We start from the raw sequence: 20,787 nt of genomic DNA, 5'->3' as shown, positions 1-20,787 counted from the left end.
CCCGCGGCGCGGGTAGGCTATTACGCGTGAATGAACAGCTGCTGAACCAAGCGTATGTAGTAACCCTGTCCTGCCCGGACCGTCCCGGAATCGTCCACGCGGTGGCCGGAGCACTCCTGGTGGCGGGGTGCAACATTATGGATTCACAGCAGTACGGCAGCCCCACCACCGGCAACTTTTTCATGCGGGTGGAGGTGACCACGGCCGCCCCCAAGTCGGAGCTGCGCGCCGCGCTGGAGCCGGTGGCAGAGGCCTTCTCGATGCAGTGGAGCCTGGATACTGTGGGCGACAAAGTGCGCACCCTGGTGATGTGCAGCACCTCGGCCCACTGCCTCAACGACTTGCTCTTCCAGCAGCGTTCCGGCACGCTTCCCATCGAAATCCCGGCCATCGTGTCGAACCACCAGGACCTGGCCGGGCTGGCCGAGTTCTACGGCATCCCGTTCCACTACATCCCCGTGACCAAGGACACCAAGGTGCAGGCGGAGGACAAGCTGCGCGCGCTCATCGCCGAGCACGACATCGAGCTGACCGTCCTGGCCCGCTACATGCAGATCCTGTCCGATGAACTCTGCGCCGACCTCACGGGCAAGGCCATCAACATCCACCACTCGTTCCTACCGTCCTTCAAGGGCGCCAAGCCCTACCACCAGGCGCACGCGCGCGGCGTGAAACTGATCGGCGCCACGGCCCACTACGTCACCGCAGCCCTGGACGAGGGGCCCATCATCGAGCAGGAAGTCATCCGGGTGGACCACGCCCGCACCGCCGAGCAGTTCGTCCAAATGGGCCGCGACGTGGAGGGCCGCACGCTGGTCCAGGCCGTGCAGTGGCACGCCGAGCACCGGGTGCTGCTGGACGGCAACCGCACCGTGGTCTTCAACTAGGCCACTCCCCCTCAGCTACCCAACTGGCTGGCATTAGTTGTCGTTTTCGACCCGCAAAACGACAACTAATGCGAGTCAGTTGGGTGGCGGGGGTGGCTTAGGGTGAAGCCATGGCTCCTCTTTACCCTTTCGCCGGCAACGCCCCGGCCATCCATGAAACAGCGTTCGTGGCCCCGTCGGCCTCCATCATCGGCAACGCCACCCTGGGCCGGGACTCCAGCGCCTTCTACGGCGTCTCCGTCCGTGCCGACACCGCCCCCATTTCGGTAGGCGCCGGGAGCAACCTGCAGGACAACGTGGTGCTGCACGCCGACCCTGGCTTCCCCTGCACGGTGGGCGAACGCGTCAGCGTGGGGCACGCCGCCGTCGTCCATGGCTGCACCGTGGAGGACGACTGCCTGATCGGGATGGGCGCAACGGTCCTCAACGGCGCAGTGATCGGCGCCGGCTCGCTGGTGGCGGCCGGCGCCGTGGTGCTCGAAGGAACGGTGGTTCCACCCCGCTCACTGGTGGCGGGCGTGCCCGCCAAGGTGCGCCGCGAACTCACCGATGAGGAGTTCGACGGCGTCCGCGCCAATGCGACGCGTTACGTGGAGCTCGCGGCGCAACACCGCGAGCTCTCCCCACCCACTCCCTAACCTCGCAAGCTCGGCCAGGGAACCCGGCGGGCGTGGGCCCACGCTAGTCCAGGCTGATCGGTTAATCCAGGCTGATCGGACCGAACTCGTCCAGCAGGTCGCCCGGACCCGGGTTGCCCTGCGCGGATGACCCGCCCAGGTGCTTCACCACGCCCCACACGGCGTTCAATCCGGTGGTCACGGCACCTTCAGCCCAGCCGGCGGTGAAGGAGACGTCGTCGCCGGCAAGGAAGATGCCGCGCTGGGATTCGGGCAGCTTGTCCTGCTTGAAGTGCGTGAACAGCCGCTGCTGGTAGCGGTAGTGCCCGGGCAGGTTGGCCTTGAAGGCGCCCATGAAGTTGGGGTCCGCCTCCCAGGACACGGTGATCGGCTGGCCCACGATGTGCCCGGCGATGTCCACGCCCGGATAGATCTGCTCGAGGGAGTGCAGCATCAGCTCCACGCGTTCGTCCGCGTCCAGGGCCAGCCACTTCAGGGCGTCGTCGTTCCACGTGTAGGACAGCAGGATCACGGCCGGCTGGTCCGGACCGTTGTCCAGCAGGTACGTGGCGCGGTTCAGCCGGTCGGTCAGGGTCATGGAAAGGACCTCATTGCCGGTTTCGGGGTCGGTGTCCTTCCAGAACGGCCGGTCCACCATCACAAACGTCTTCGAGGACTGCATGTAGTGCGATTTCTCCATGGCGGTCCACAGTTCGGCCGGGAACAGCGCTTCCTCGGTGTGGATGCGGGTGGACAGCAGCCATGACTGGCAGGTGGTGACCACAGCCGGGTAGCTGGCCTCGCGGCCCCACCGTTCGCGGACGCGCAGATTGCCGTCCGGGTCCCGGCTGATCTTCCCCACGGCGCCGCGGGGCGAACCGGAGTGCAGCGAGGCCAGGGAGGTGCCGGCGGGCCAGTGCACCAGGTCCGACGGCGCGTGCTGCCACAGTGCCTCGGGGAGCCGTTGCGCTCCCCCGCGGATGAGCCGGTGCTGGTCGTCCGCGTCGGTGTAGACCACGCGGAGGATTTCCAGGATGGAGTTGGGGAAGTCGGTGTCCCAGCCGCCGGTGCCGAAACCCACCTGGCCGAAGGCTTCCCGGTGTGCGAACCCTGCCTTCTTAAAGGATTCACTGGCGGCGATGAAGCCGTAGAAGGTTTGCTCGTCCATGAGCGGGAGCAGTTCGTTCCACAGTTCCTTGATGCGGGCCATGTCGCGCGCCTTGATGGCCTCCTGCGTCTCCACGAACTTGGCGCCGTCGTTGACCGCGGCCTTCCAGGCGTCGGCCACCTCGCGGAAGAAAGGTGGCAGGTCGCCGGACTTTTCCGCGTAGTACTTTTTGCCGGCCAGCTCGATCACGGTGCTGGAGGTGGCCTCGGCAAGGGGGTTGGGGAAGTCCTGGGTCTCCAGGCCCAGCAGGTCCACGTAGTGGTAGAAGGCCTTGCCAGAGACCGGGAAACGCATGCCGCCCAGGTCCGCCACCACTCCGGGTGCTGCCGGGAAAGCCGCTGTGCGGAGCCTTCCGCCGATCTGGTCCGCTTCATAGACCACGGGCCGCAGGCCGAGTTTCATGAGTTCATAGGCGGTCACCAGCCCGGAGAGGCCGGCGCCGATGACGGCCACCTCCGTGCCGTACAGCTCCCGCGGAACCGAGCCCAGCCCGTCCGGGTGGGCCAGGTAGTGGTCGTAGCTGAACGGGAAGTCGGGGTTCAGCATGGTGATGGGCGCTGCCTGTCCCGCAGCGCCGCGTCCGGCTGCATCCGCCGGCGGCGTGGATGTGCTGGAGGGGTCGAAGGCGGGCAGTTCGGTGGCGATGGTCATGAGTGTGCTGCTTTCACAGGTTCCTGGCTGGGGGCCTTGGCGGTCAGTTCACGGTAGTCGAGCTCGCTGAGAGCCGCTACCTTCGAGTTCCGGCGTCCATAGCCGAAGTAGATGGCAATGCCCACGAGCATCCAGGCACCGAAGACCAGCCAGGTCTCGGCACCGAGGTTGGCCATGAGGTAGGCGCACATCAACGTGCCCAGCACGGGGGTCATGGGGTACAGCGGCACCCGGAAGCTGCGCTTCAGGTCAGGGCGGTGGCGGCGCAGGTAGATGACGGCCACGTTGACCAGCGCGAATGCGAACAGGGTGCCGATGCTGGTGGCGTCCGCCAGGGCGCCGAGCGGCACCAGCCCTGCGGTGAGCGCGACGGCGGTGCCCACGATGAGGGTGCCGGCGGCCGGGGTGCCGGTGCGGGGAGAGACGCGTCCGAAGATCTTGGGCACCAGCCCGTCCCGCGACATGGACAACAGGATGCGGGTCTGCCCGTAGAGGACGGTGAGCACGATGCTGGCGATGGCCAAGACGGCACCGACGGAAAAGAGCAGGGCGATCCAGGGCTGGTTGGTGGTCTCCTCCAGGATCTGGACCAGGGCGGCCTCGGTGCCGTCGAACCAGCCCCAGGGCCTGGCACCTATGGCGGCGACGGCCACCAGGACGTAGATGCTGGTGACGATCACCATGGACAGCAGGATGGCGCGGGGAAGGTCGCGTTTGGGGTTCCTGGCTTCTTCACCGGCGGTGGAGGCCGCATCAAAGCCAATGTAGGAAAAGAACACCCGCGAAGCTGCGGCTGAGACGCCGGCGGCACCCATGGGCATCAGCGGCTCGAAGTTTCCGGCGTTGAACGCGGTGAAGGCAACGGCGCAGAAGAACAGCAGGATGCCCACCTTGATGATGACGATGGCGGTGTTGATCCAGGCGCTTTCCCGTGCACCGCGCACCAGCAGGACCATGGCCAGCACTACGATGGCCACCGCGGGAATGTTCACCACCCCGCCGTCACCCGGGGGCTGGGACATGGCATCGGGAAGGACCTGCCCGAAGGCGGCCAGCGCCTCGTTAACATACTGCCCGGCGCCCACAGCTACTGCTGCCACGGAGACGGCGTATTCAAGGACGAGGCACCAGCCACAGATCCACGCCATGCCCTCGCCCATGGTGGCGTAGGAGTAGGAGTAGCTTGAGCCGGCCACCGGAACCAGCCCGGCCATTTCAGCGTAGGAGACGGCGGAGAGCAGGGCGGCCAGGCCCGCGATGACGAAGGAGATCCAGATGGCCGGGCCGGCCAGCGGCACGGATTCCCCGAGGATCACCAGGATGCCGGTCCCCAGGGTGGCACCTACGCTGATCATGGTGAGCTGGAGGACGCCGAAGCTGCGCACCAGCCCGCCGCCGCCCCCGCCGCTTCCGGCTTCGCTGATCATCTGGCCGATCGGTTTACGGCGCAGCAGTTGGGCCCGGAGCCCGGGCCGTCCTACGCGCGGCGCAATGGTTTTTTGGTGGTTACAGGCACAGTCACCGTTGACGTCCCTTCAGAGTAGTTTTCGGTTTCCCCTCCCCAAGGTTGGCATGTGAGGCAACTCTCAACCCGGTGCAAAATGACTTATAGTGATCCACCATGAGACTTAATGCACACACCGAACAGTCCGCGCCGGCGGTGTTGTCCGGGCAGGTCAACGTCGACCTGTCCGCCATTTCAGACAATGTCCGGGTCTTGAGAGAACGCAGCGCGGCACCCTTTTTCATGGCTGTGGTCAAGGGGAACGGCTACGGCCACGGCCTGGTTGAAGTGGCCAAGGCCGCGGTCGCGGCCGGCGCAGACTGGCTGGGCACGGCACAGCTCGCTGAAGCCATCACACTCCGCAGGGCGGGCATCACCGCGCCGATCCTTTCCTGGCTCTATCTGGCATCCCAGACGAGTGAAGCCATCACCGAGGCCCTCGAAAACGACGTCGATCTGTCCCTTGGCAGCGTCTCCCAACTGGAGGTGCTGGCAGCCGCCGCACAGCGGCTGGGACGCCCCGGCGTCGTACATCTTGAACTCGACAGCGGACTTAGCCGGGGTGGCGCCCGCATGGAGGACTGGGCCGGGCTGGTTGCCCGGGCCCGCCGGGCCGAACTCGACGGTGCCCTGCGGGTGCGCGGCATCTGGACCCACCTGGCGTGGGCGGATGTCCCAGCCCATCCCGGGAACAGTGCCGCAGTAGCGGAATTCGAGGAAGCAGTCCGGCTTGCGAAAGTCGCCGGACTTGACCCTGAACTCCGGCACGTGTCCAGTTCGGCCAACATCCTTGACCGCCCCGGATTCCATTTCGACATGGTGCGCGCCGGGCTGGCCATCTACGGCCTGGCCCCTGCTGACTACCTGGCTCCCGCGGACTTCGGGTTGCGTCCCGCGCTCAGCGTGACCGCTCCGCTGGTGATGATCAAGAAGGTTCCTGCCGGCACCGGGATCAGTTACGAACACCAGGCCATCACGCATGAGGCGCGCTACCTGGGCCTGATTCCCCTGGGTTACGCGGACGGTATTCCAAAAGGCATCAGCGGCCGCCCGGTGGTGAGCGTCGGGGGCCGCCGGGTGCCCGTGATCGGCAAGGTGTGCATGGACCAATTCATGGTGGACCTGGGGCCGGACCGCACCGGCTTTGAGGTGGGTGATACCGCTGTATTGTTTGGCGACCCCGCGTCCGGTGCCGCCAGCGCCGACGACTGGGGTGCCGCCATTGGCAGCCACGGGGACGAAATCATCAACCGGATCGCACCGCGCCTGCCGCGCTCCTATGCGGGGGCGGCCGCCCACGAGTGCCCCGACTACCAGGAGCCGGCTCCCGCCGGCGTCGGCCATGCCGGCTGAGCCCGCCGCAACCGGGCGGCTGAGCTTCGTCACCCTCCAGCAGTTCCTTGACCAGCTGCCGCCGGTACTGAAGACGCTTCACGACGGCGGCAGTGGCGGGCAGCTGCTGCGGTGGGTGGAGCCCAGCGAGCTGGAGGACCCCACGCCCTACCTTCCCGAGGGCGAGTTCCTGCTCACCGCCGGCCTGCCCTTCCTCGGCGAGGGTGGCTCCCCCGCGAAGGTGGATGCCTACGTCCGGCGGCTGGTGGAGGCAAAGGTGGCCGCCCTCGGCTTCGGCATCAGGCCCTACTTCGACGCCGCCCCCGACGTGGTGGTGGACGCCTGCCGCAGGCACAACCTCACCTTGTTCGAGGTGCCGGAGTCGCTGCCGTTCGCTGCCATCGGCCTCGAATTCTCGCAGCTCCTGGAAACTGACAATGCCAGGGTTTTCCGGCAGCTGGCAGAGACCAACCGGCAGCTCATGCGGGCCGTCCTCTCCCCCAAGCCCGAACACGAACTGCTGGCCGCCTTGGTCCAGCGGGTGCCCGTGTGGGCGGTCATGGTGGGGGCGGACGGCAGGGTCCGGGCCCGCGGCACCGGCGCCGGCGGCAGCACCGCCGTCGACCTTTCCCTGTTGGAACCGATGCTGGAACGGCTGCTGTCCGGCCGCGGCCCGCGGGTGGAAATGGACGGATTCGACCAGCCGGGCTCTGCCCTGGTGGTGGGCCACCCCCTCCGCAGCACCAAGGACGCCAACCTGGGCGCACTGATCCTCGGCTCCGACGTTCCGCTGACGCCCGCGCAGAACAACGTGGTCCAGTCCGCCGTCGGACTGCTCGAGCTGCTGGTACGGCAGCGCACCAGCGGGTCGCTGGCTCCCAGCCAGCTGGCCACCGCCGTCCTGCTGCATCCCGAAAGCCTCACCACGGGCGGCACCAAGCACCTGAACGGACTCAAGGACCTGCTGGCCCAAAGCCTGTCCTCCACGCGCTCCGCACCGATGCGCGTGGTGCAGGGCATCAAGGTGGAAGCGCCCGAATGGCCGGCCGGCGACAGTCCCGTGCGGGAACTCCTGCAGTGGCGGCGGATGTTCGACACCAAGCTGGTGGAGATCACGGACTACGGATTTGCGGCCGTGACCCGGCTCAAGGTTGATGATGCATTGCTTGCGGATGTGGAGAAGCTCGGATGGCGCCTGGTGATCGGCGAACCCACTGAGCTCACCGCCCTACCGGCGGCGTACCAGCGCGCCACCTCGCTGCGCAGCCAGGTCCAGAGAAGCGGGACCAGTGTACGCGCCGATGAAGTGTCCTGGTCCGTTACCGGGCTGCTGGGCCGTGACGCAGGGACCCTGCTGGCCGAAAGGCTGCTGCGGCCGGTCCTGGCGCTGGAACCGGACCGGCGGGACCCGCTGCTGGCCGTCTTGCAGGGGTGGCTCAGCGAAAACGGCAGCTGGGACGGGTCGGCCAAGCGGCTGGGGCTGCACCGGAACAGCGTGCGGCGCCAGATCGGCCTCCTTGGTGAGCTGCTGCAGATGGACCTGAACCAGGCACAGGTGCGGGCCGAGCTGTGGATTGCGCTGCAGTACGCGGACGCCTTGACCGCTGACGCTGTCTAACGGCTTAGGCACCGTCCGCGGTATCGGCACCCTCGGCCAGGCGCCCCTCCCACTCCCGGTACAGCTCAGGCCGGCGCTCCCTCATGTATGGCACCTCTTCCCGTGCTGCGTGTACGGTCTCGGTGCCCACCTGGGCAAACAGCAGTTCCGGGCCGCCGCCACCGGAGGCGAGGACCGCGCCGTCGGGGCCGGCCACGACGCTTCCGCCCCCGAACGAGTAGGCGTCCTCGATTCCGCAGTGGTTGGCATAGGCCACGTTCAGCTGGCTTTCCAAGGCGCGGGCACGGATCAGCACCTGCGGCACGGCGTCGAAGCCTATGGACAGGGCGGTGGGCACCAGGAGCAGTTCGGCGCCCCGGGCAGCTGCCGCCCTGGCGGCCTCCGGGAATTCAATGTCGTAGCAGATCAGCAGGGAGGTGCGCACGCCCTTGAAGGTGACGACGGCGGGGGGTTCAGCGGCTGCCACGAAGGCCTTGCGCTCCTCGCCGCCGAAGAGGTGCACCTTGGCGTAGGACAGGAGCTCGGTGCCGGTAGCGTCGACCAAGGTTGCGGAAATGTGCCAGTCGCGGCCTTGGGCGGAGGCGCCGGCTTCGCCGCCGGCGACGGAGGGCAGGCTGTAGACGAGCGCAATTCCGTTCCGGCGGGCGATGTCGGCCAGCTGCGCACGGATGGCGGGAAGGCTTGCCGGGTCCAGTTCGGATCGCAGCCTGAGCGGGGCGTAGCCCACCGGAAACAACTCCGGCGTGAGCAGCAGGTCCGCCCCAGCTGTGGCAGCCCGGCGTGCGGCATCATCCACCGTCCGGAGATTGGCCTCGACGTCCAGGACCGCGGCATTCGCCTGCAGGACGGACAGCAGCATCGTTACCACCTTCTGTATGCCTCTCCGCGGGGAATGGCTGTTCGTAAGTGTTCTGCCTTCCAGCCTAGACAGCCCTTCCGGGAGTCCGCCGGGTCGTTTGGACCCGCCAGCCTGGCGTCCGGGACAGAATGCACGGGGGCCCCGCTTGCCTTGGGCCGGGTGCTTGTCCACTACTGCACAGGCGGCCATGCGTTAACTTCTTGACTACAAGCGCAGCAATAGGGCAATGTTCTTAGCATGTCCGCACCCCCGCGCTCAACGAAGAGCAAGCCCAAGAATCCCGGGTCCCAGTCCGCGCTGCGGCAGCTGAACCAGCAGCGGATTATCGAGACTCTGATGGGCGGCCCCTCCACGCAGGCGGAGCTCGCCCGGCAAACGGGGCTGTCCACCGCCACCGTCTCGAACATTGTCAAAATCATGCTCGACTCCGGCCTGGCATCCACTGAACCCATCACCAGTTCGGGCCGGCGTGCTCTGAACGTGCGGCTGAACAGCAACGGCGCCGTCGCCGTCGGAATCGACTTCGGCCGGCGCCACCTAAGGGTGGTCCTGGCCTCGCTCAGCTACCACGTCATCGCCGAGGAATCGGTGATGCTCCCGCTGGGCCACCAAGCGGATGACGGCATCCAGGCGGCCGTGGCCCTGCTGGAGAAACTGCTGCGCGAAAGCGGCGTGGACCGGTCCTCTGTGGTGGGTGCCGGCGTCGGTATTCCCGGCCCTATCGACCGCCGGACCGGGACGGTGGCGCAGGGGGCCATCCTTCCCGAATGGGTGGGCATCAACATCCTTCAGCATCTTGAGGAAACCTTGAGAATCCCCGTCTTTGTTGACAATGACGCCAATCTGGGCGCGTGGTCCGAGGTGACCTGGGGGCAGCATTCCGGGGTCAGTAACCTGCTGTTCCTGAAGATCGGATCCGGCATCGGCGCGGGCCTGATCCTCAATGGGGCCCCCTATTACGGCAACGTGGGGATCACCGGCGAAATCGGCCATGCCACCATTCATGAGCAGGGCCTGGTGTGCCGCTGCGGCAACCGCGGCTGCCTGGAAACTATTGCATCCACCACCACCATGATCGAGCTCCTCAGCCGCGGCGACGACCCTCCCCTGACGCCCGCTGACATCGTCCGCAAGGCCCTGAACCGGGACTCCGCCACCCTCCGCGTGGTCGACGATGCGGGCCTGGCCGTGGGCCGCGCGCTGGGCAATGTGGCCAACCTGATCAACCCCGAGGTCATCGTGGTGGGCGGTCCCCTGGCCGGCCTCGGGGACCTCCTGTTGGACCCTATCCGGAGGGGCCTGATCCGGCATGCAGTGCCCGTGATCGGCGAAACCACCACCCTGACCATGTCCTCGCTCGGCGACCGCGCGGAGGCCCTCGGGGCAGCAGCGCTGGTCTTCCAGCATGCGGGGATCCGGAAGTCCTAGACCATTTCGTTATCCGGCAATTGCGTTAAAGACTTGACGACAATGGCTGTGATCCAGTTTACTTTTGGTTCAGACGGCCCTGCGCTTTGCCGGCCGGACAAAGAAGTCATTGCATTGGAGGGTTAGGGCTCATGACGTCCCAGACCACGCACACGGACCCGGTCATCCTCGAGATGCGGTCCATCACCAAGGAATTCCCCGGCGTTAAAGCCTTGTCGGACGTAAGCCTTCGGGTAAAGGCCGGCGAGGTCCACGCTATTTGCGGCGAAAACGGGGCCGGCAAGTCCACCCTCATGAAGGTCCTGTCCGGTGTGTACCCGTACGGAAGCTACGACGGCGACATCGTCTATCAGGGGCAGGTCCAGCAGTTCCGGGACATCCGGGCCAGCGAGCACGCCGGCATCGTGATCATCCACCAGGAACTGGCGCTGATCCCCGAGCTGTCCATCATGGAAAACATCTTCCTGGGCAATGAACCCACCAAGCGGGGCGTCATCAACTGGGCCGAGGCCCGCCTGCGGTCGCTGGACCTCCTGGCACGCGTCGGCCTGCGGGAAGACCCCGACACCCCCATCAAGGAAATCGGCGTCGGCAAGCAGCAGCTGGTGGAAATTGCCAAGGCGCTGAACAAGTCCGTGAAGATCCTCATCCTGGACGAGCCCACGGCCGCGCTGAACGAATCTGATTCGCAGCACCTGCTGGACCTCATCCTTGGGCTCAAGGCAAAGGGCATCACCTCGATCATCATTTCGCACAAGCTCAACGAGATCGAGCAAATTGCCGATTCCATCACGATCATCCGTGACGGCAAGTCGATCGAGACGCTGGATGTGAAGAAGGATGGCGTAGACGAGGACCGCATCATCAAGGGCATGGTGGGCCGCACCCTGGAATCCCGCTTCCCGGAACACACCCCCAAGATCGGGGAAGTGTTCTTCGAGGTCAAGAACTGGTCCGTTGGCCACCCCGCAGTCCAGGACAGGTTGGTCTGCAAGAACTCCAGCTTCTACGTCCGCCGCGGGGAAATCGTGGGCTTCGCAGGGCTCATGGGCGCCGGCCGCACCGAGCTGGCCCGTTCTGTCTTCGGCCGCTCCTACGGACGCTTCATCGACGGCCACATCTACAAGGACGGCAAGGAGATCGTCCTTAAGAACGTCCGCCAGGCCATCGACGCCGGACTGGGATACGTCACCGAGGACCGCAAGTCGCTGGGTTTGAACCTCCTTGACGACATCAAGACCACCACCGTGTCAGCCGCCCTGAAGAAGATCAGCCACAACTCGGTAGTGGACCCCAACCAGGAGTTCACCGTGGCCGAGCAGTACCGCAAGTCGCTGCATACCAAGACGCCGTCCGTGGAGGAAGGCGTGGCCAAGCTGTCCGGCGGCAACCAGCAGAAGGTTGTGCTGGCCAAGTGGATGTTCACCGACCCGGACCTGCTGATCCTCGACGAACCCACCCGCGGCATTGACGTCGGGGCCAAGTACGAGATCTACGGGATCATCCAGCAACTGGCAAACCAGGGCAAGGGAGTCATCGTCATCTCCTCCGAGCTGCCCGAACTCCTGGGCCTGTCCGACCGCATCTACACCATCTTCGAAGGCGCCATCACCGGTGTCCTGACCAAAGAAGAGGCCAGCCAGGAAAGCCTGATGAAGCTGATGACCTCCGCCACCCGAAAAGCCGCCTGACCCTCTGGCCCATCCAGAACCTTCCGGACACAAGGACTGACACCATGAACGCCCTCAAAAAGCTGTTTGGCGGAAACACCCGCCAATTCGGCATGATCTTCGCCCTCGTGGCCCTGATCATCTTCTTCCAGTTCGCCACCGAAGGCCGGACCCTGACTCCCGGCAACGTCATCAACCTCTTCAACGGCAACTCCTACATCCTGATCCTGGCCATCGGCATGGTGCTGGTGATCATCGCCGGCCATATCGACCTCTCCGTCGGTTCGGTCGCCGCATTCGTCGGCGTCACCGTCGCCCTGGCCCTCCGCGACTGGGGAATCCCCTGGTGGGCCGGGATCCTCCTGGGCCTGGTCCTCGGCGCGGTCATCGGCGCCTGGCAAGGCTGGTGGACAGCTTATGTTGGCATCCCGGCCTTCATCGTGACCCTGGCCGGCATGCTCCTCTTCCGCGGCTTCAACCAGTTCGTGGGCAAGTCCAACACCATCCCGGTACCCACCGACTTCCAGTACATCGGTTCCGGCTACCTTCCAGAGGTGGGACCCGACACCGGGTTCAACAACCTGACACTCCTGCTGGGCATCGCCGCCGTAGTCTTCGTGGTGTGGGGCGAACTGCGCTCCCGTGCCCGGGCCAAGGCGCTGGGCGCCGAAGTACCCGAGATGTGGGTGACCGTGCTGAAGCTGGTGCTCATCTGCGCCGCCATCCTCTACGCCACGTACCTGTTCGCCACCGGCCGTCCGGGCACATCCTTCCCCATCCCCGGCTTGATCCTGGCCGTCCTGGTGCTGATTTACGGCTTCATCTCGTCCCGCACCATCCTGGGCCGCCACGTTTACGCCGTCGGTGGCAACCGCCACGCAGCCGAACTCTCCGGTGTCCAGTCCAAGAAGGTCAACTTCCTGGTCATGATGAACATGTCCATCCTGGCCGGCCTGGCCGGCATGATCTTCGTGGGCCGCTCCACCGCCTCGGGCCCGTTCGACGGCGTCGGCTGGGAACTGGACGCCATCGCGGCAGTCTTCATCGGCGGCGCGGCCGTGACCGGCGGCGTGGGCACCGTGGTCGGCTCCATCATCGGTGGCCTGGTCATGGCAGTGCTCAACAACGGCCTGCAGCTCCTGGGCGTCGGTGCCGACCTCACCCAGATCATCAAGGGCCTGGTGCTCCTGATCGCCGTAGCCTTCGACGTCTACAACAAGACCCAGGGCAAGCGGTCCATCATCGGCATGCTGACCCGGAACATGAACCGCCCCACTTCCGGGCCCAGCAACCCCATCCAGCCCGACGAAACCACCTCCACCAAGGAAGCGATCGCCAGGGAAGCCTGAAGTTTGCAGCCTGAATACCGTTCCATCACACAAAGAAAGAGAACCAACAATGCAAATGTTTGGTAAAGCAGGAAAGGCCGCAGCGGTTGCTGCCATCGCAGCACTGGCGCTGACGGGCTGCGGCCGCTCGGAGCCCAGCGGCGGCTCCAGCGGCAGCGCCGCAGGATTCGACCAGAATTCCTCCATCGGTGTTGCCCTTCCGCAGAAGACCAGTGAAAACTGGGTCCTGGCCGAGAAGCTGTTCAACGACGGCCTCAGTGGCGCCGGGTTCAAGGCTGACGTCCAGTTCGCCAACGGCGGCGTTTCGGAGCAGCAGAACCAGATCAGCGCCATGGTCACCAAGGGTGCCAAGGTCATCATCGTGGGCGCCATCGACGGCTCCCAGCTGGGCACCCAGCTCAAGCAGGCCAAGGACTCCGGCGCCACCGTGATCGCCTACGACCGCCTCCTGCTGAACACCGACAACGTGGACTACTACGTGGCCTACGACAACTACAAGGTCGGTGTGCTCCAGGGCCAGGCACTGCTGGATGGAATGAAGGCAAAGAAGCCCACCGGTCCGTACAACATCGAACTGTTCGCCGGTTCGCCTGACGATGCCAACGCCAAGGTGTTCTTCAACGGCGCCATGAGCGTGCTGAAGCCCAAGATCGACGACGGCACCCTCAAGGTTGTCTCCGGACAGACCAGCTTCGAGCAGGCCGTTACCCAGGGCTGGAAGGCAGAGAACGCCCAGCGCCGCATGGACACCCTGCTCAGCGGCAGCTACACCACCGCTAACGTTGACGGCGTCCTGTCCCCCAACGACACCCTGGCCCGTGCGATCCTGACCTCCGTCAAGGCCGCCGGCAAGCCGATCCCGGTAGTCACCGGCCAGGACTCCGAGGTTGAGTCGGTCAAGTCCATCCTGGCAGGCGAGCAGTACTCCACCATCAACAAGGACACCCGCAAGCTCGTTGAGCACGCGATCACCATGGTCAAGGACCTGCAGGCAGGCAAGAAGCCTGAGGTCAACGACGACAAGTCCTACAACAACGGCAACAAGGTGGTTCCCGCCTATCTGCTGGAGCCGGTTATCGTGACCTCCGCCAACGTCAAGACGGCCTACAAGGACGATCCCGTACTCGGCCCGATCACCAAGTAACACAGCGTTGAAAACCGCCGGGTAAAGCCGGCAAACAGGAAGGCCCGGTCCCATTGGGACCGGGCTTTCCTGCGTCCTGCCCAGGCAGTAACGACCCTCACAGCCCAAACACAGCTTCGGCCGGATACCTGCACAGGATGCCCGGCGAGGGTTGATGCGAAGCCGGCCTTCCGCGCCGGCACCTGAGTCATAGGAGTAACGTGAGCGTCCTTGCCCGAAGCGTAGGCAATGCCTTCAGAAACAAGGTCCGCACCGCAGCCGTTGTTGCAGTGCTGGCCGTCGCCATTGGCCTGGCCCTGGCCATGCTGGTGGCAAACCAGGCGGTCGGAGCGAAAGTCCAGGAGCTCAATGCCTCTGTCGGCACCGTCCTGACCGTCAACCCTGCCGGCGGGCAGGGCTTCGAAGGCGGTGGCGAGCCGCTCACCGCCGCCCAGGCAACCACCGCGGCCGGCGTTACCAACGTCAGTGCCGTCGTCGGAACCTCCTCACTGCGTTTGCGGAACGCGGCCGCTGCTGCTGCGCAGTCAGCCAGTCAGGCGGGACAAACTGGCCAGGCCGGTCAAGGAGGACAGGCCGGCCAGGGCGGCCCCGGCGGTCAGGCAGCCGCCACCCTCACCACCAGCCTCACAGCAGCAGTCGATGCAGGCACCCTGGGCAACCGCAACCAGCAGGCCAACGGAACCACGGGATCCACCGGGACCACCCAGCAGCCCAGGTCGCTGCCGATCACCGCCACCGGCATCGGGGCCGAGGTGGACACCACGGGCAAGGCACTGAACATCACCCAGGGCTCCGGTCTTGGTGACTATGCGGCAGCATCCACGGGCGCGCTGCTCGGCACCACGCTGGCCGAGAAGAACAATCTCACCGTAGGGTCCACCTTCACCATCAACGACCAGACCTACACGGTTTCCGGTTTGTTCGACGCCGGCACCGCCTTTGGCAATAACGCTGTGTACGTGACCCTACCCACCGCCCAGACCCTTGCGGGCACGCCCGGTGAACTCTCCAGCATGATCGTCACGGTCAACTCCATGGACAACGTCGCCTCCACCAAGACGGCGCTGCAGGCCGCCCTGGGCACCGACAAGGCTGACGTCACCCAGGGCCAGAACCTGCAGACCGCCGTCAGCTCCCTGGACAGCGTCAAGAACATCTCCTTCATCGCCTTCATCGCCGCCCTGGGCACCGCCGGCCTGATCATCCTGCTCATCATGGTGATGCTGGTCCGCGAACGCCGCCGCGAAATCGGTGTGCTGAAGGCCATCGGGGCGCCGAACCGGACCATCGGGCTGCAGTTCGTCCTCGAAGCCCTGGTCCTGGCGGCCCTGGGCAGTGCAGTGGGCGCAGCGATGGCATCCTTCGCCAGTGGCGGCATCGCCTCCGCCCTGATCAGCAGCAACAGCACCACGGCTTCTGCCACCGCCGGCCGCGGCTTCCCGGGCGAGGCCGCCGGTGCAGGGGGCTTTCGCGGCGGACAGGGTGGGCCCTTCGGCGGCGCTTCCCAGCTGCTGAACTCCGTGACCGCCAGCGCGTCGCCCGGTGTCATCGCCGGCGGCATCGCGGCCGTGTTTGCCGTCGCCATCATCGGCGCCCTGGTGCCCGCGCTGCTCACGGCGCGAATCCGTCCCATCGAAGTCCTGCGAGGAGAATAGCCATGATTGAAGTAAAGAACCTGGTCCGCACTTTCAACTCAGGGGACCGCACCATCAAGCCGGTGAATGATGTCAGCTTCGTCCTGGAGCAAGGAACGCTCGCCTCGATCGTGGGCAAGAGCGGCAGCGGCAAAAGCACCCTGTTGTCCCTCCTGGGCGCGCTGGACAAGCCCACCAGCGGAGACGTCGTCGTCAACGGCGTCAGCCTGGCCAGCCTGCCGGACAGCAAGCTGACCGAGTACCGCCGCCGGGACATCGGATTCGTGTTCCAGCAGTTCAACCTGATCCCCAACCTGTCCGCCGTGGACAACGTAACGCTCCCCATGGAGTTTGCCGGGGTCCGGAAGGGTGCCAGGCTCCAGCGGGCGCAGGAACTGCTGGAGCAGGTGCAGCTGGATCCGTCCAAGCACGAACGGCGCATCAACCGGCTCTCAGGCGGCGAGCAGCAGCGCGTGGCCATCGCCCGTGCCCTGGCCAACGAGCCTAAGCTGATCCTCGCCGACGAGCCCACGGGCAACCTGGACGAGCAGACCGGCGATCACATCATCGAGCTCCTCAGTTCCTTAAGCCGCGACCACAACACCACCATTCTGGTAGTCACCCACGACAGGGTCCTGGCCAACAAGACCGACCGCCGCTTCCGCCTGCAGCAGGGCAAGCTGACGGAAGAGCCGGTACGGGGCCGGGCGGTGGCCGCCACCGCCTGACGCGATCGAAAGGGGCCAGAGGGGTGCACGCGCTTCCATCTTTGGCCCCTTTTTCGTTTCCTTCTCCGGGCGGCCGGAACTTCCCCATTCCTTCCACGCCCCTGTGACAGGATGGCAGCTATGACTGCTCCCATCGCCACGCCGTGGCTGTCCAGCCAGCCCAACCAGGATCCACGCTCCGCAACCGGGGCTCCGCTGCGCTGGGGAATCATTGCAACCGGCAGCATCGCCCGCGCGGTCTCACAGGATCTGGCACTGCTGGAAGATGCCGAGCTGTACGCGGTCAGTTCCAGGACCCAGGACACGGCCGACGCTTTCGCCGTGGCCTACGACTTCGCCAAGGCGTACGGGGACGACGGCGGTGTGCCCGGCTACCAGCGGCTGCTGGCTGATGACGCCGTGGATGTGGTGTACGTTGCCACGCCGCACGCACAGCACCATGAGATAGTCCTCGCCGCCCTCAACGCCGGCAAGCATGTGCTCTGCGAGAAGGCTTTCACCATCAATGCGCGCGAAGCAGCCGAGCTCATCGACGTTGCGCGCAGCAGGAAGCTGTTCCTGATGGAGGCGGTCTGGAGCCGGTTCCTGCCGTCGATGCAACGGGCTTTCCAGATCGCCGCCTCTGGAGAACTCGGCGAGATCCACTGGGTCACCGCAGACCTCGGCTTTCCGGCTCCGTACTCCCCCACTGCCAGGCTGTGGGCCCGCAAGGACGGCGGCGGGGCCCTGCTGGATCTGTCCGTGTACCCGCTCTTGTGGGCGCTCGGCACGCTCGGCTTCCCGCAAACCGTCAGCGCCACGGGTGTGGTCAATGACGACGGCGTGGACGCGCAGAACGTCATGACGCTCGGCTACGACCACGCCGCCCAGGTCCAGCTCACCTCCTCGCTCCTGGCCCACGGCCCGCGCACGGCTACCGTGGCGGGAAGCCTTGGCTTCCTGCAGAGCGTGGGCTCCATCAACAATCCGGGCGAGCTCCTCATCGCCAAGGGCTGGGAGGACCGCCGGACGGAAACCTTCGACGTTGTGGGCAAGGGGTACGCCTACGAGCTGCGCGAGGTGATGAGGTGCGTCCAGCAGGGATTGACCGAGAGCCCGGTAATGCCGCTTGAGGACACGCTGAACACCATGCGCCTTTTCGACGGTGTGCGCGCCCAGCTTGGAGTCACCTACCCCAATGACAGGCATTAGAGAGCTTCAGAAAGGGAGGTACGACGTCGGTGTTGCAGCTTGCGGAGTCCGTGTCAGCTACGTGACCGGTTGTCTTGGCTCTTGACGCCTTTCGAGCGTGTGCCCTCCATTTGTAAAATCCCTTTAGGCTTTCTCTGGACTTCCGCCAATAAGCAGTCTTAGTATTTAGGGGCATCGATTGCACCGGTCACTGGGGGGTGGTACGCATGGCTCATATGAGTTCGCCATGGCGTGCCCTGCGCCCGGCGCTTCTTGCCGGAGCCGCCGCAGTGACCTGGCTGACGCTTTCTTCCACGGCTGCTTCCGCTGACATCGGCCCCGACTCTTCGTCGCTTATTGGCGGGGTCACCAGCTCGGTTTCATCCTTGACCCATGATCTGGCGGACGCCGATTCACCGGCTCCTTTGAATTCCCCGGCCGGCCCGGCGGCAACCCCCGGGCCGTTGCAGCCCATGGTGACCCAGGTTTCCGGACTTGCGGACAACCTCATCGCCTCCGTTCCGGCGGTGGACCAAGTGCTTCCTGCGGGAACCGTCTCCACTGTTTCGGCTCCCCTTGTTGACGTCGCCGACGGCGTGACGTCCGGCGTCGTGCAGGTTGTCGTAGAGCCTGCAGCCGAGGCTGTTCCTGCGCTCGAACCGGTACTCCAGCCCGTCTCCGATCTTCTGACCGGCGCCGCTCCGCTGCCCGTTCCGCTTCCCCAACAGGGGGTTGAGCTCCAGCAGCCACTTGAAGCGGTCCAGGCAGGGCCTCCGGCTACGGAAACTCCTGCCCCTGCTGCGGCGGAAGCATCAGCTGGCGCCCTGCAGGCAGCAACCGACGTTGATCAGGACGCTCTGGCTTTGGCCGATATATCGTCAGCAGCCAGCGGCGCAATCCCGGAAGCCCGCGGGGCTGCTGGACTCGCTGGAACTTCCGTTCTGCAAGCTGATTTAGCGGGCCTTGGTGACTCCGTCGCGGATGAGTATCTTCCCGCTGGGCCGGCGCCGCTGACTACAAACGTTCCTGCCGCCCCGGGATCCGGCACGGGCAGCGGTACGTCGTCAAGCGGCCCGTCCAGTGCCGCCGCATGGCTGAGCACCTTCGACGTCGATTTCATACTTCCCTGCGCGGTCCTTGCCGGGGATACCTCTGAGCACTTTCCTGCGCCGGTGTCCTTCGACCCCGGTTCTTCTCCTGACTAGTTGATGCCTCCTGCCCGTTCATGGGCAGCACGTGGCTATGCCGGCAGCTGACCAGCGCCGGACAACATCAACTTTCAGGAGTAAGCATCATGAACTGCACCCTTCGCAGGGGGCTGCTTAGCACCCTCTTTGCCGGCGGTCTTCTGGCCCTCGGCTGCGCTGCGGCAGAGGCCGCGGACACCACCACCAGCGGGACGGACTTGTCCGCTTCCGCCCTCATCTCGGCGGCGGCACCCGCTGACTCGTCGTCGTTGGGCCTGCTGGGTGACCCAACGCCGGCCGGTCCAACCGGTGTCGCCGCCGCAGTGGACGTCAGCCTCGGCCTCGGCGGCATCACTAACGGTACGGCTCCAGCAACAGGCACGACCGACGGCACCACGGCGAACCTCGCCGTCGACGCCAACGTGGACCTCGGCCTGGGTGGCATCACCACCGCCCCTGCAACTGCGGGAACCACCGACGTGGCAGCCGCAGCCAACGTCAACCTCGGCCTCGGCGGCATCACCACCGGAACGGCCCCTGCAACAGGCACGACTGACGGCACCACGGCGAACCTCGCCGTCGACGCCAACGTGGACCTCGGCCTGGGTGGCATCACCACCGCCCCTGCAACCGCAGAAACCACCGACGTGGCAGCCGCAGCCAACGTCAACCTCGGCCTCGGCGGCATCACCGATCCCGGCACCAGTACAGGGGCGACGGACGGCACCACGGCGAATCTCGCCGTCGACGCCAACGTGGACCTCGGCCTGGGTGGCATCACCACCGCCCCTGCAACCGCGGGAACCACCGACGTGGCAGCCGCAGCCAACGTCAACCTCGGCCTCGGCGGCAACACCACCGGAACGGCCCCTGCAACAGGCACGACTGACGGCACCACGGCGAACCTCGCCGTCGACGCCAACGTGGACCTCGGCCTGGGTGGCATCACCACCGCCCCTGCAACCGCAGAAACCACCGACGTGGCAGCCGCAGCCAACGTCAACCTCGGCCTCGGCGGCATCACCAACGACGGCACCACCGCGGGCACCGCCGATGTGGCAGCCGCAGCCGACGTCAACCTTGGCCTCGGCGGCCTCACCGATCCCGCATCCACCGGCACCACTGACGTGGCAGCCGCAGCCGACATCAACCTCGGCCTCGGCGGCCTCACCGATCCGGGCACCGGAACCACCGACGGCACCACCGCCGACCTCGCCGTCGACGCAGCCGTGAACCTTGGCGTCGGCGGCCTCACTACCGGTGACACGGCAGCCGGAGTTGACGCGGTTGTAGACCTTGGCGCTGATTCGGGCACCGGAACCGTTGGCAACGGCGGGTTGGACGCTGTAATCGACCTCGGCATTGGCCTGGGACTCGGGGGCGCCACCAGCACAGGCACTCCCGGCACCACCGACCCTGGTACCACCACCCCGGGTGACGGCACCACCGGTGACACCGGGACGCTTGATCCCGGAACCGCAGATCCCGGTGCCAGCACCCCGGGTTCGGACAACACCGCAGGCAACGGTGGCGCCGGCAACGGCGGAACGGCCACGGGTGATGATTCCACCGGCATGAATGGCGGCACCGGTAACGGCGGCTTCTCGGCGGCACCGGCAGGCTCCACGGCAGTCAGCGGCACCATCGCCACTGTTACGGCTCCCCGCAGCACCCCGGCGAACGGCAATTCCGCCCTTGCCACCACGGCCACGGGCCATACCGGCCTCGCCAACACGGGCTGGGACGGAACGCTGGTTCCCCTGGCGCTGCTGCTCCTGGCCGGCGGATTCCTGATGCTCCGCAGGCGGAAGGTGTCGTAAAGCGCTTCAAAGACAGCACAG

Annotated in this window: 16 protein-coding genes; 13 read left to right on the top strand and 3 right to left on the bottom strand. The window is 65.9% G+C overall.

Annotation, left to right across the window (positions count from 1 at the left end; translation table 11 throughout):
* The first annotated feature begins 26 nt into the window (after nucleotides 1-26).
* Together purU and LFT49_RS06495 are read left to right on the top strand one after the other, a co-directional pair.
* Nucleotides 27-887: a formyltetrahydrofolate deformylase gene (purU, locus tag LFT49_RS06500; protein WP_236801514.1), complete on the top strand. Its 861-nt coding sequence runs from the start codon at nucleotides 27-29 to the stop codon at nucleotides 885-887.
* 110 nt (nucleotides 888-997) lie between these two features.
* Nucleotides 998-1,525: a gamma carbonic anhydrase family protein gene (locus tag LFT49_RS06495; RefSeq protein ID WP_237430104.1), complete on the top strand. Its 528-nt coding sequence runs from the start codon at nucleotides 998-1,000 to the stop codon at nucleotides 1,523-1,525.
* Nucleotides 1,526-1,586: 61 nt separating this feature from the next.
* On the opposite strand, the gene LFT49_RS06490 is transcribed toward LFT49_RS06495, so the two are convergent.
* Together LFT49_RS06490 and LFT49_RS06485 are read right to left on the bottom strand one after the other, a co-directional pair.
* Nucleotides 1,587-3,323, bottom strand: coding sequence for a flavin monoamine oxidase family protein (locus LFT49_RS06490; RefSeq protein WP_237430103.1), 1,737 nt, complete (start codon nucleotides 3,321-3,323; stop codon nucleotides 1,587-1,589).
* The gene (locus tag LFT49_RS06485) at nucleotides 3,320-4,750 is read right to left on the bottom strand and encodes an amino acid permease (RefSeq protein ID WP_237430102.1); all 1,431 of its coding nucleotides are present in this window, start codon (nucleotides 4,748-4,750) and stop codon (nucleotides 3,320-3,322) included. Before LFT49_RS06485 ends, LFT49_RS06490 begins: the two co-directional genes overlap by 4 nt.
* Before the next feature lie 194 nt (nucleotides 4,751-4,944).
* Here LFT49_RS06485 and alr point away from each other — a divergent pair, with 194 nt between their 5' ends.
* Nucleotides 4,945-6,180 (top strand): alanine racemase, encoded by a 1,236-nt coding sequence (gene alr / locus LFT49_RS06480; protein WP_237430101.1) that lies wholly within the window; start codon nucleotides 4,945-4,947, stop codon nucleotides 6,178-6,180.
* Nucleotides 6,170-7,777 (top strand): PucR family transcriptional regulator, encoded by a 1,608-nt coding sequence (locus LFT49_RS06475; RefSeq protein ID WP_236821582.1) that lies wholly within the window; start codon nucleotides 6,170-6,172, stop codon nucleotides 7,775-7,777. Before alr ends, LFT49_RS06475 begins: the two co-directional genes overlap by 11 nt.
* A 4-nt stretch (nucleotides 7,778-7,781) precedes the next feature.
* On the opposite strand, the gene LFT49_RS06470 is transcribed toward LFT49_RS06475, so the two are convergent.
* Nucleotides 7,782-8,636, bottom strand: a complete 855-nt coding sequence (locus tag LFT49_RS06470; protein WP_236821581.1) for a nitrilase-related carbon-nitrogen hydrolase — start codon at nucleotides 8,634-8,636, stop codon at nucleotides 7,782-7,784.
* 237 nt (nucleotides 8,637-8,873) lie between these two features.
* Here LFT49_RS06470 and LFT49_RS06465 point away from each other — a divergent pair, with 237 nt between their 5' ends.
* The 9 genes from LFT49_RS06465 (at nucleotide 8,874) to LFT49_RS06425 (ending at nucleotide 20,766) form a co-directional block, all read left to right on the top strand.
* Nucleotides 8,874-10,064 carry an ROK family transcriptional regulator gene (locus LFT49_RS06465; RefSeq protein WP_142130729.1) on the top strand — a complete coding sequence of 397 codons (1,191 nt, stop codon included), beginning with the start codon at nucleotides 8,874-8,876 and terminating at the stop codon, nucleotides 10,062-10,064.
* A 131-nt stretch (nucleotides 10,065-10,195) separates the two neighbouring features.
* A complete protein-coding gene (gene mmsA / locus LFT49_RS06460; RefSeq protein WP_237430100.1) occupies nucleotides 10,196-11,755 on the top strand; it encodes a multiple monosaccharide ABC transporter ATP-binding protein in 1,560 nt (519 codons plus the stop codon).
* 44 nt (nucleotides 11,756-11,799) lie between these two features.
* Entirely contained in the window at nucleotides 11,800-13,083 is a 1,284-nt protein-coding gene (mmsB, locus tag LFT49_RS06455; protein ID WP_236821580.1) for a multiple monosaccharide ABC transporter permease, read from the top strand.
* 49 nt (nucleotides 13,084-13,132) lie between these two features.
* Nucleotides 13,133-14,227 carry a substrate-binding domain-containing protein gene (locus LFT49_RS06450; RefSeq protein ID WP_236801504.1) on the top strand — a complete coding sequence of 365 codons (1,095 nt, stop codon included), beginning with the start codon at nucleotides 13,133-13,135 and terminating at the stop codon, nucleotides 14,225-14,227.
* 200 nt (nucleotides 14,228-14,427) lie between these two features.
* On the top strand, nucleotides 14,428-15,882 hold the full coding sequence (locus LFT49_RS06445) for an ABC transporter permease (RefSeq protein WP_237430099.1): 1,455 nt from the start codon (nucleotides 14,428-14,430) through the stop codon (nucleotides 15,880-15,882).
* A 2-nt stretch (nucleotides 15,883-15,884) separates the two neighbouring features.
* A complete protein-coding gene (locus tag LFT49_RS06440; RefSeq protein ID WP_237430098.1) occupies nucleotides 15,885-16,589 on the top strand; it encodes an ABC transporter ATP-binding protein in 705 nt (234 codons plus the stop codon).
* A gap of 120 nt (nucleotides 16,590-16,709) precedes the next feature.
* Nucleotides 16,710-17,780, top strand: a complete 1,071-nt coding sequence (locus LFT49_RS06435) for a Gfo/Idh/MocA family protein (RefSeq protein WP_236801500.1) — start codon at nucleotides 16,710-16,712, stop codon at nucleotides 17,778-17,780.
* Between the two features lie 206 nt (nucleotides 17,781-17,986).
* Nucleotides 17,987-18,964, top strand: coding sequence for a hypothetical protein (locus LFT49_RS06430; RefSeq protein WP_237430097.1), 978 nt, complete (start codon nucleotides 17,987-17,989; stop codon nucleotides 18,962-18,964).
* 89 nt (nucleotides 18,965-19,053) lie between these two features.
* A complete protein-coding gene (locus LFT49_RS06425; RefSeq protein WP_237430096.1) occupies nucleotides 19,054-20,766 on the top strand; it encodes a hypothetical protein in 1,713 nt (570 codons plus the stop codon).
* The last annotated feature ends 21 nt before the right edge of the window (nucleotides 20,767-20,787 follow it).

The sequence above is a fragment of the Arthrobacter sp. FW306-06-A genome (assembly GCF_021870055.1).
Lineage (GTDB): Bacteria > Actinomycetota > Actinomycetes > Actinomycetales > Micrococcaceae > Arthrobacter.
This window is presented reverse-complemented; position numbering and strand designations above follow the sequence as displayed.

Bases quoted from the DNA above. Each gene is read 5' to 3' on its own strand.
- LFT49_RS06450 (WP_236801504.1), top strand. From the start codon at position 13,133: ATGCAAATGTTTGGTAAAGCAGGAAAGGCCGCAGCGGTTGCTGCCATC.
- LFT49_RS06430 (WP_237430097.1), top strand. From the start codon at position 17,987: ATGGCTCATATGAGTTCGCCATGGCGTGCCCTGCGCCCGGCGCTTCTT.
- LFT49_RS06470 (WP_236821581.1), bottom strand. From the start codon at position 8,636: ATGCTGCTGTCCGTCCTGCAGGCGAATGCCGCGGTCCTGGACGTCGAG.
- LFT49_RS06495 (WP_237430104.1), top strand. From the start codon at position 998: ATGGCTCCTCTTTACCCTTTCGCCGGCAACGCCCCGGCCATCCATGAA.
- LFT49_RS06435 (WP_236801500.1), top strand. From the start codon at position 16,710: ATGACTGCTCCCATCGCCACGCCGTGGCTGTCCAGCCAGCCCAACCAG.
- LFT49_RS06440 (WP_237430098.1), top strand. From the start codon at position 15,885: ATGATTGAAGTAAAGAACCTGGTCCGCACTTTCAACTCAGGGGACCGC.
- alr (WP_237430101.1), top strand. From the start codon at position 4,945: ATGAGACTTAATGCACACACCGAACAGTCCGCGCCGGCGGTGTTGTCC.
- LFT49_RS06475 (WP_236821582.1), top strand. From the start codon at position 6,170: ATGCCGGCTGAGCCCGCCGCAACCGGGCGGCTGAGCTTCGTCACCCTC.
- LFT49_RS06490 (WP_237430103.1), bottom strand. From the start codon at position 3,323: ATGACCATCGCCACCGAACTGCCCGCCTTCGACCCCTCCAGCACATCC.
- LFT49_RS06465 (WP_142130729.1), top strand. From the start codon at position 8,874: ATGTCCGCACCCCCGCGCTCAACGAAGAGCAAGCCCAAGAATCCCGGG.
- LFT49_RS06425 (WP_237430096.1), top strand. From the start codon at position 19,054: ATGAACTGCACCCTTCGCAGGGGGCTGCTTAGCACCCTCTTTGCCGGC.
- LFT49_RS06485 (WP_237430102.1), bottom strand. From the start codon at position 4,750: ATGATCAGCGAAGCCGGAAGCGGCGGGGGCGGCGGCGGGCTGGTGCGC.
- mmsB (WP_236821580.1), top strand. From the start codon at position 11,800: ATGAACGCCCTCAAAAAGCTGTTTGGCGGAAACACCCGCCAATTCGGC.
- mmsA (WP_237430100.1), top strand. From the start codon at position 10,196: ATGACGTCCCAGACCACGCACACGGACCCGGTCATCCTCGAGATGCGG.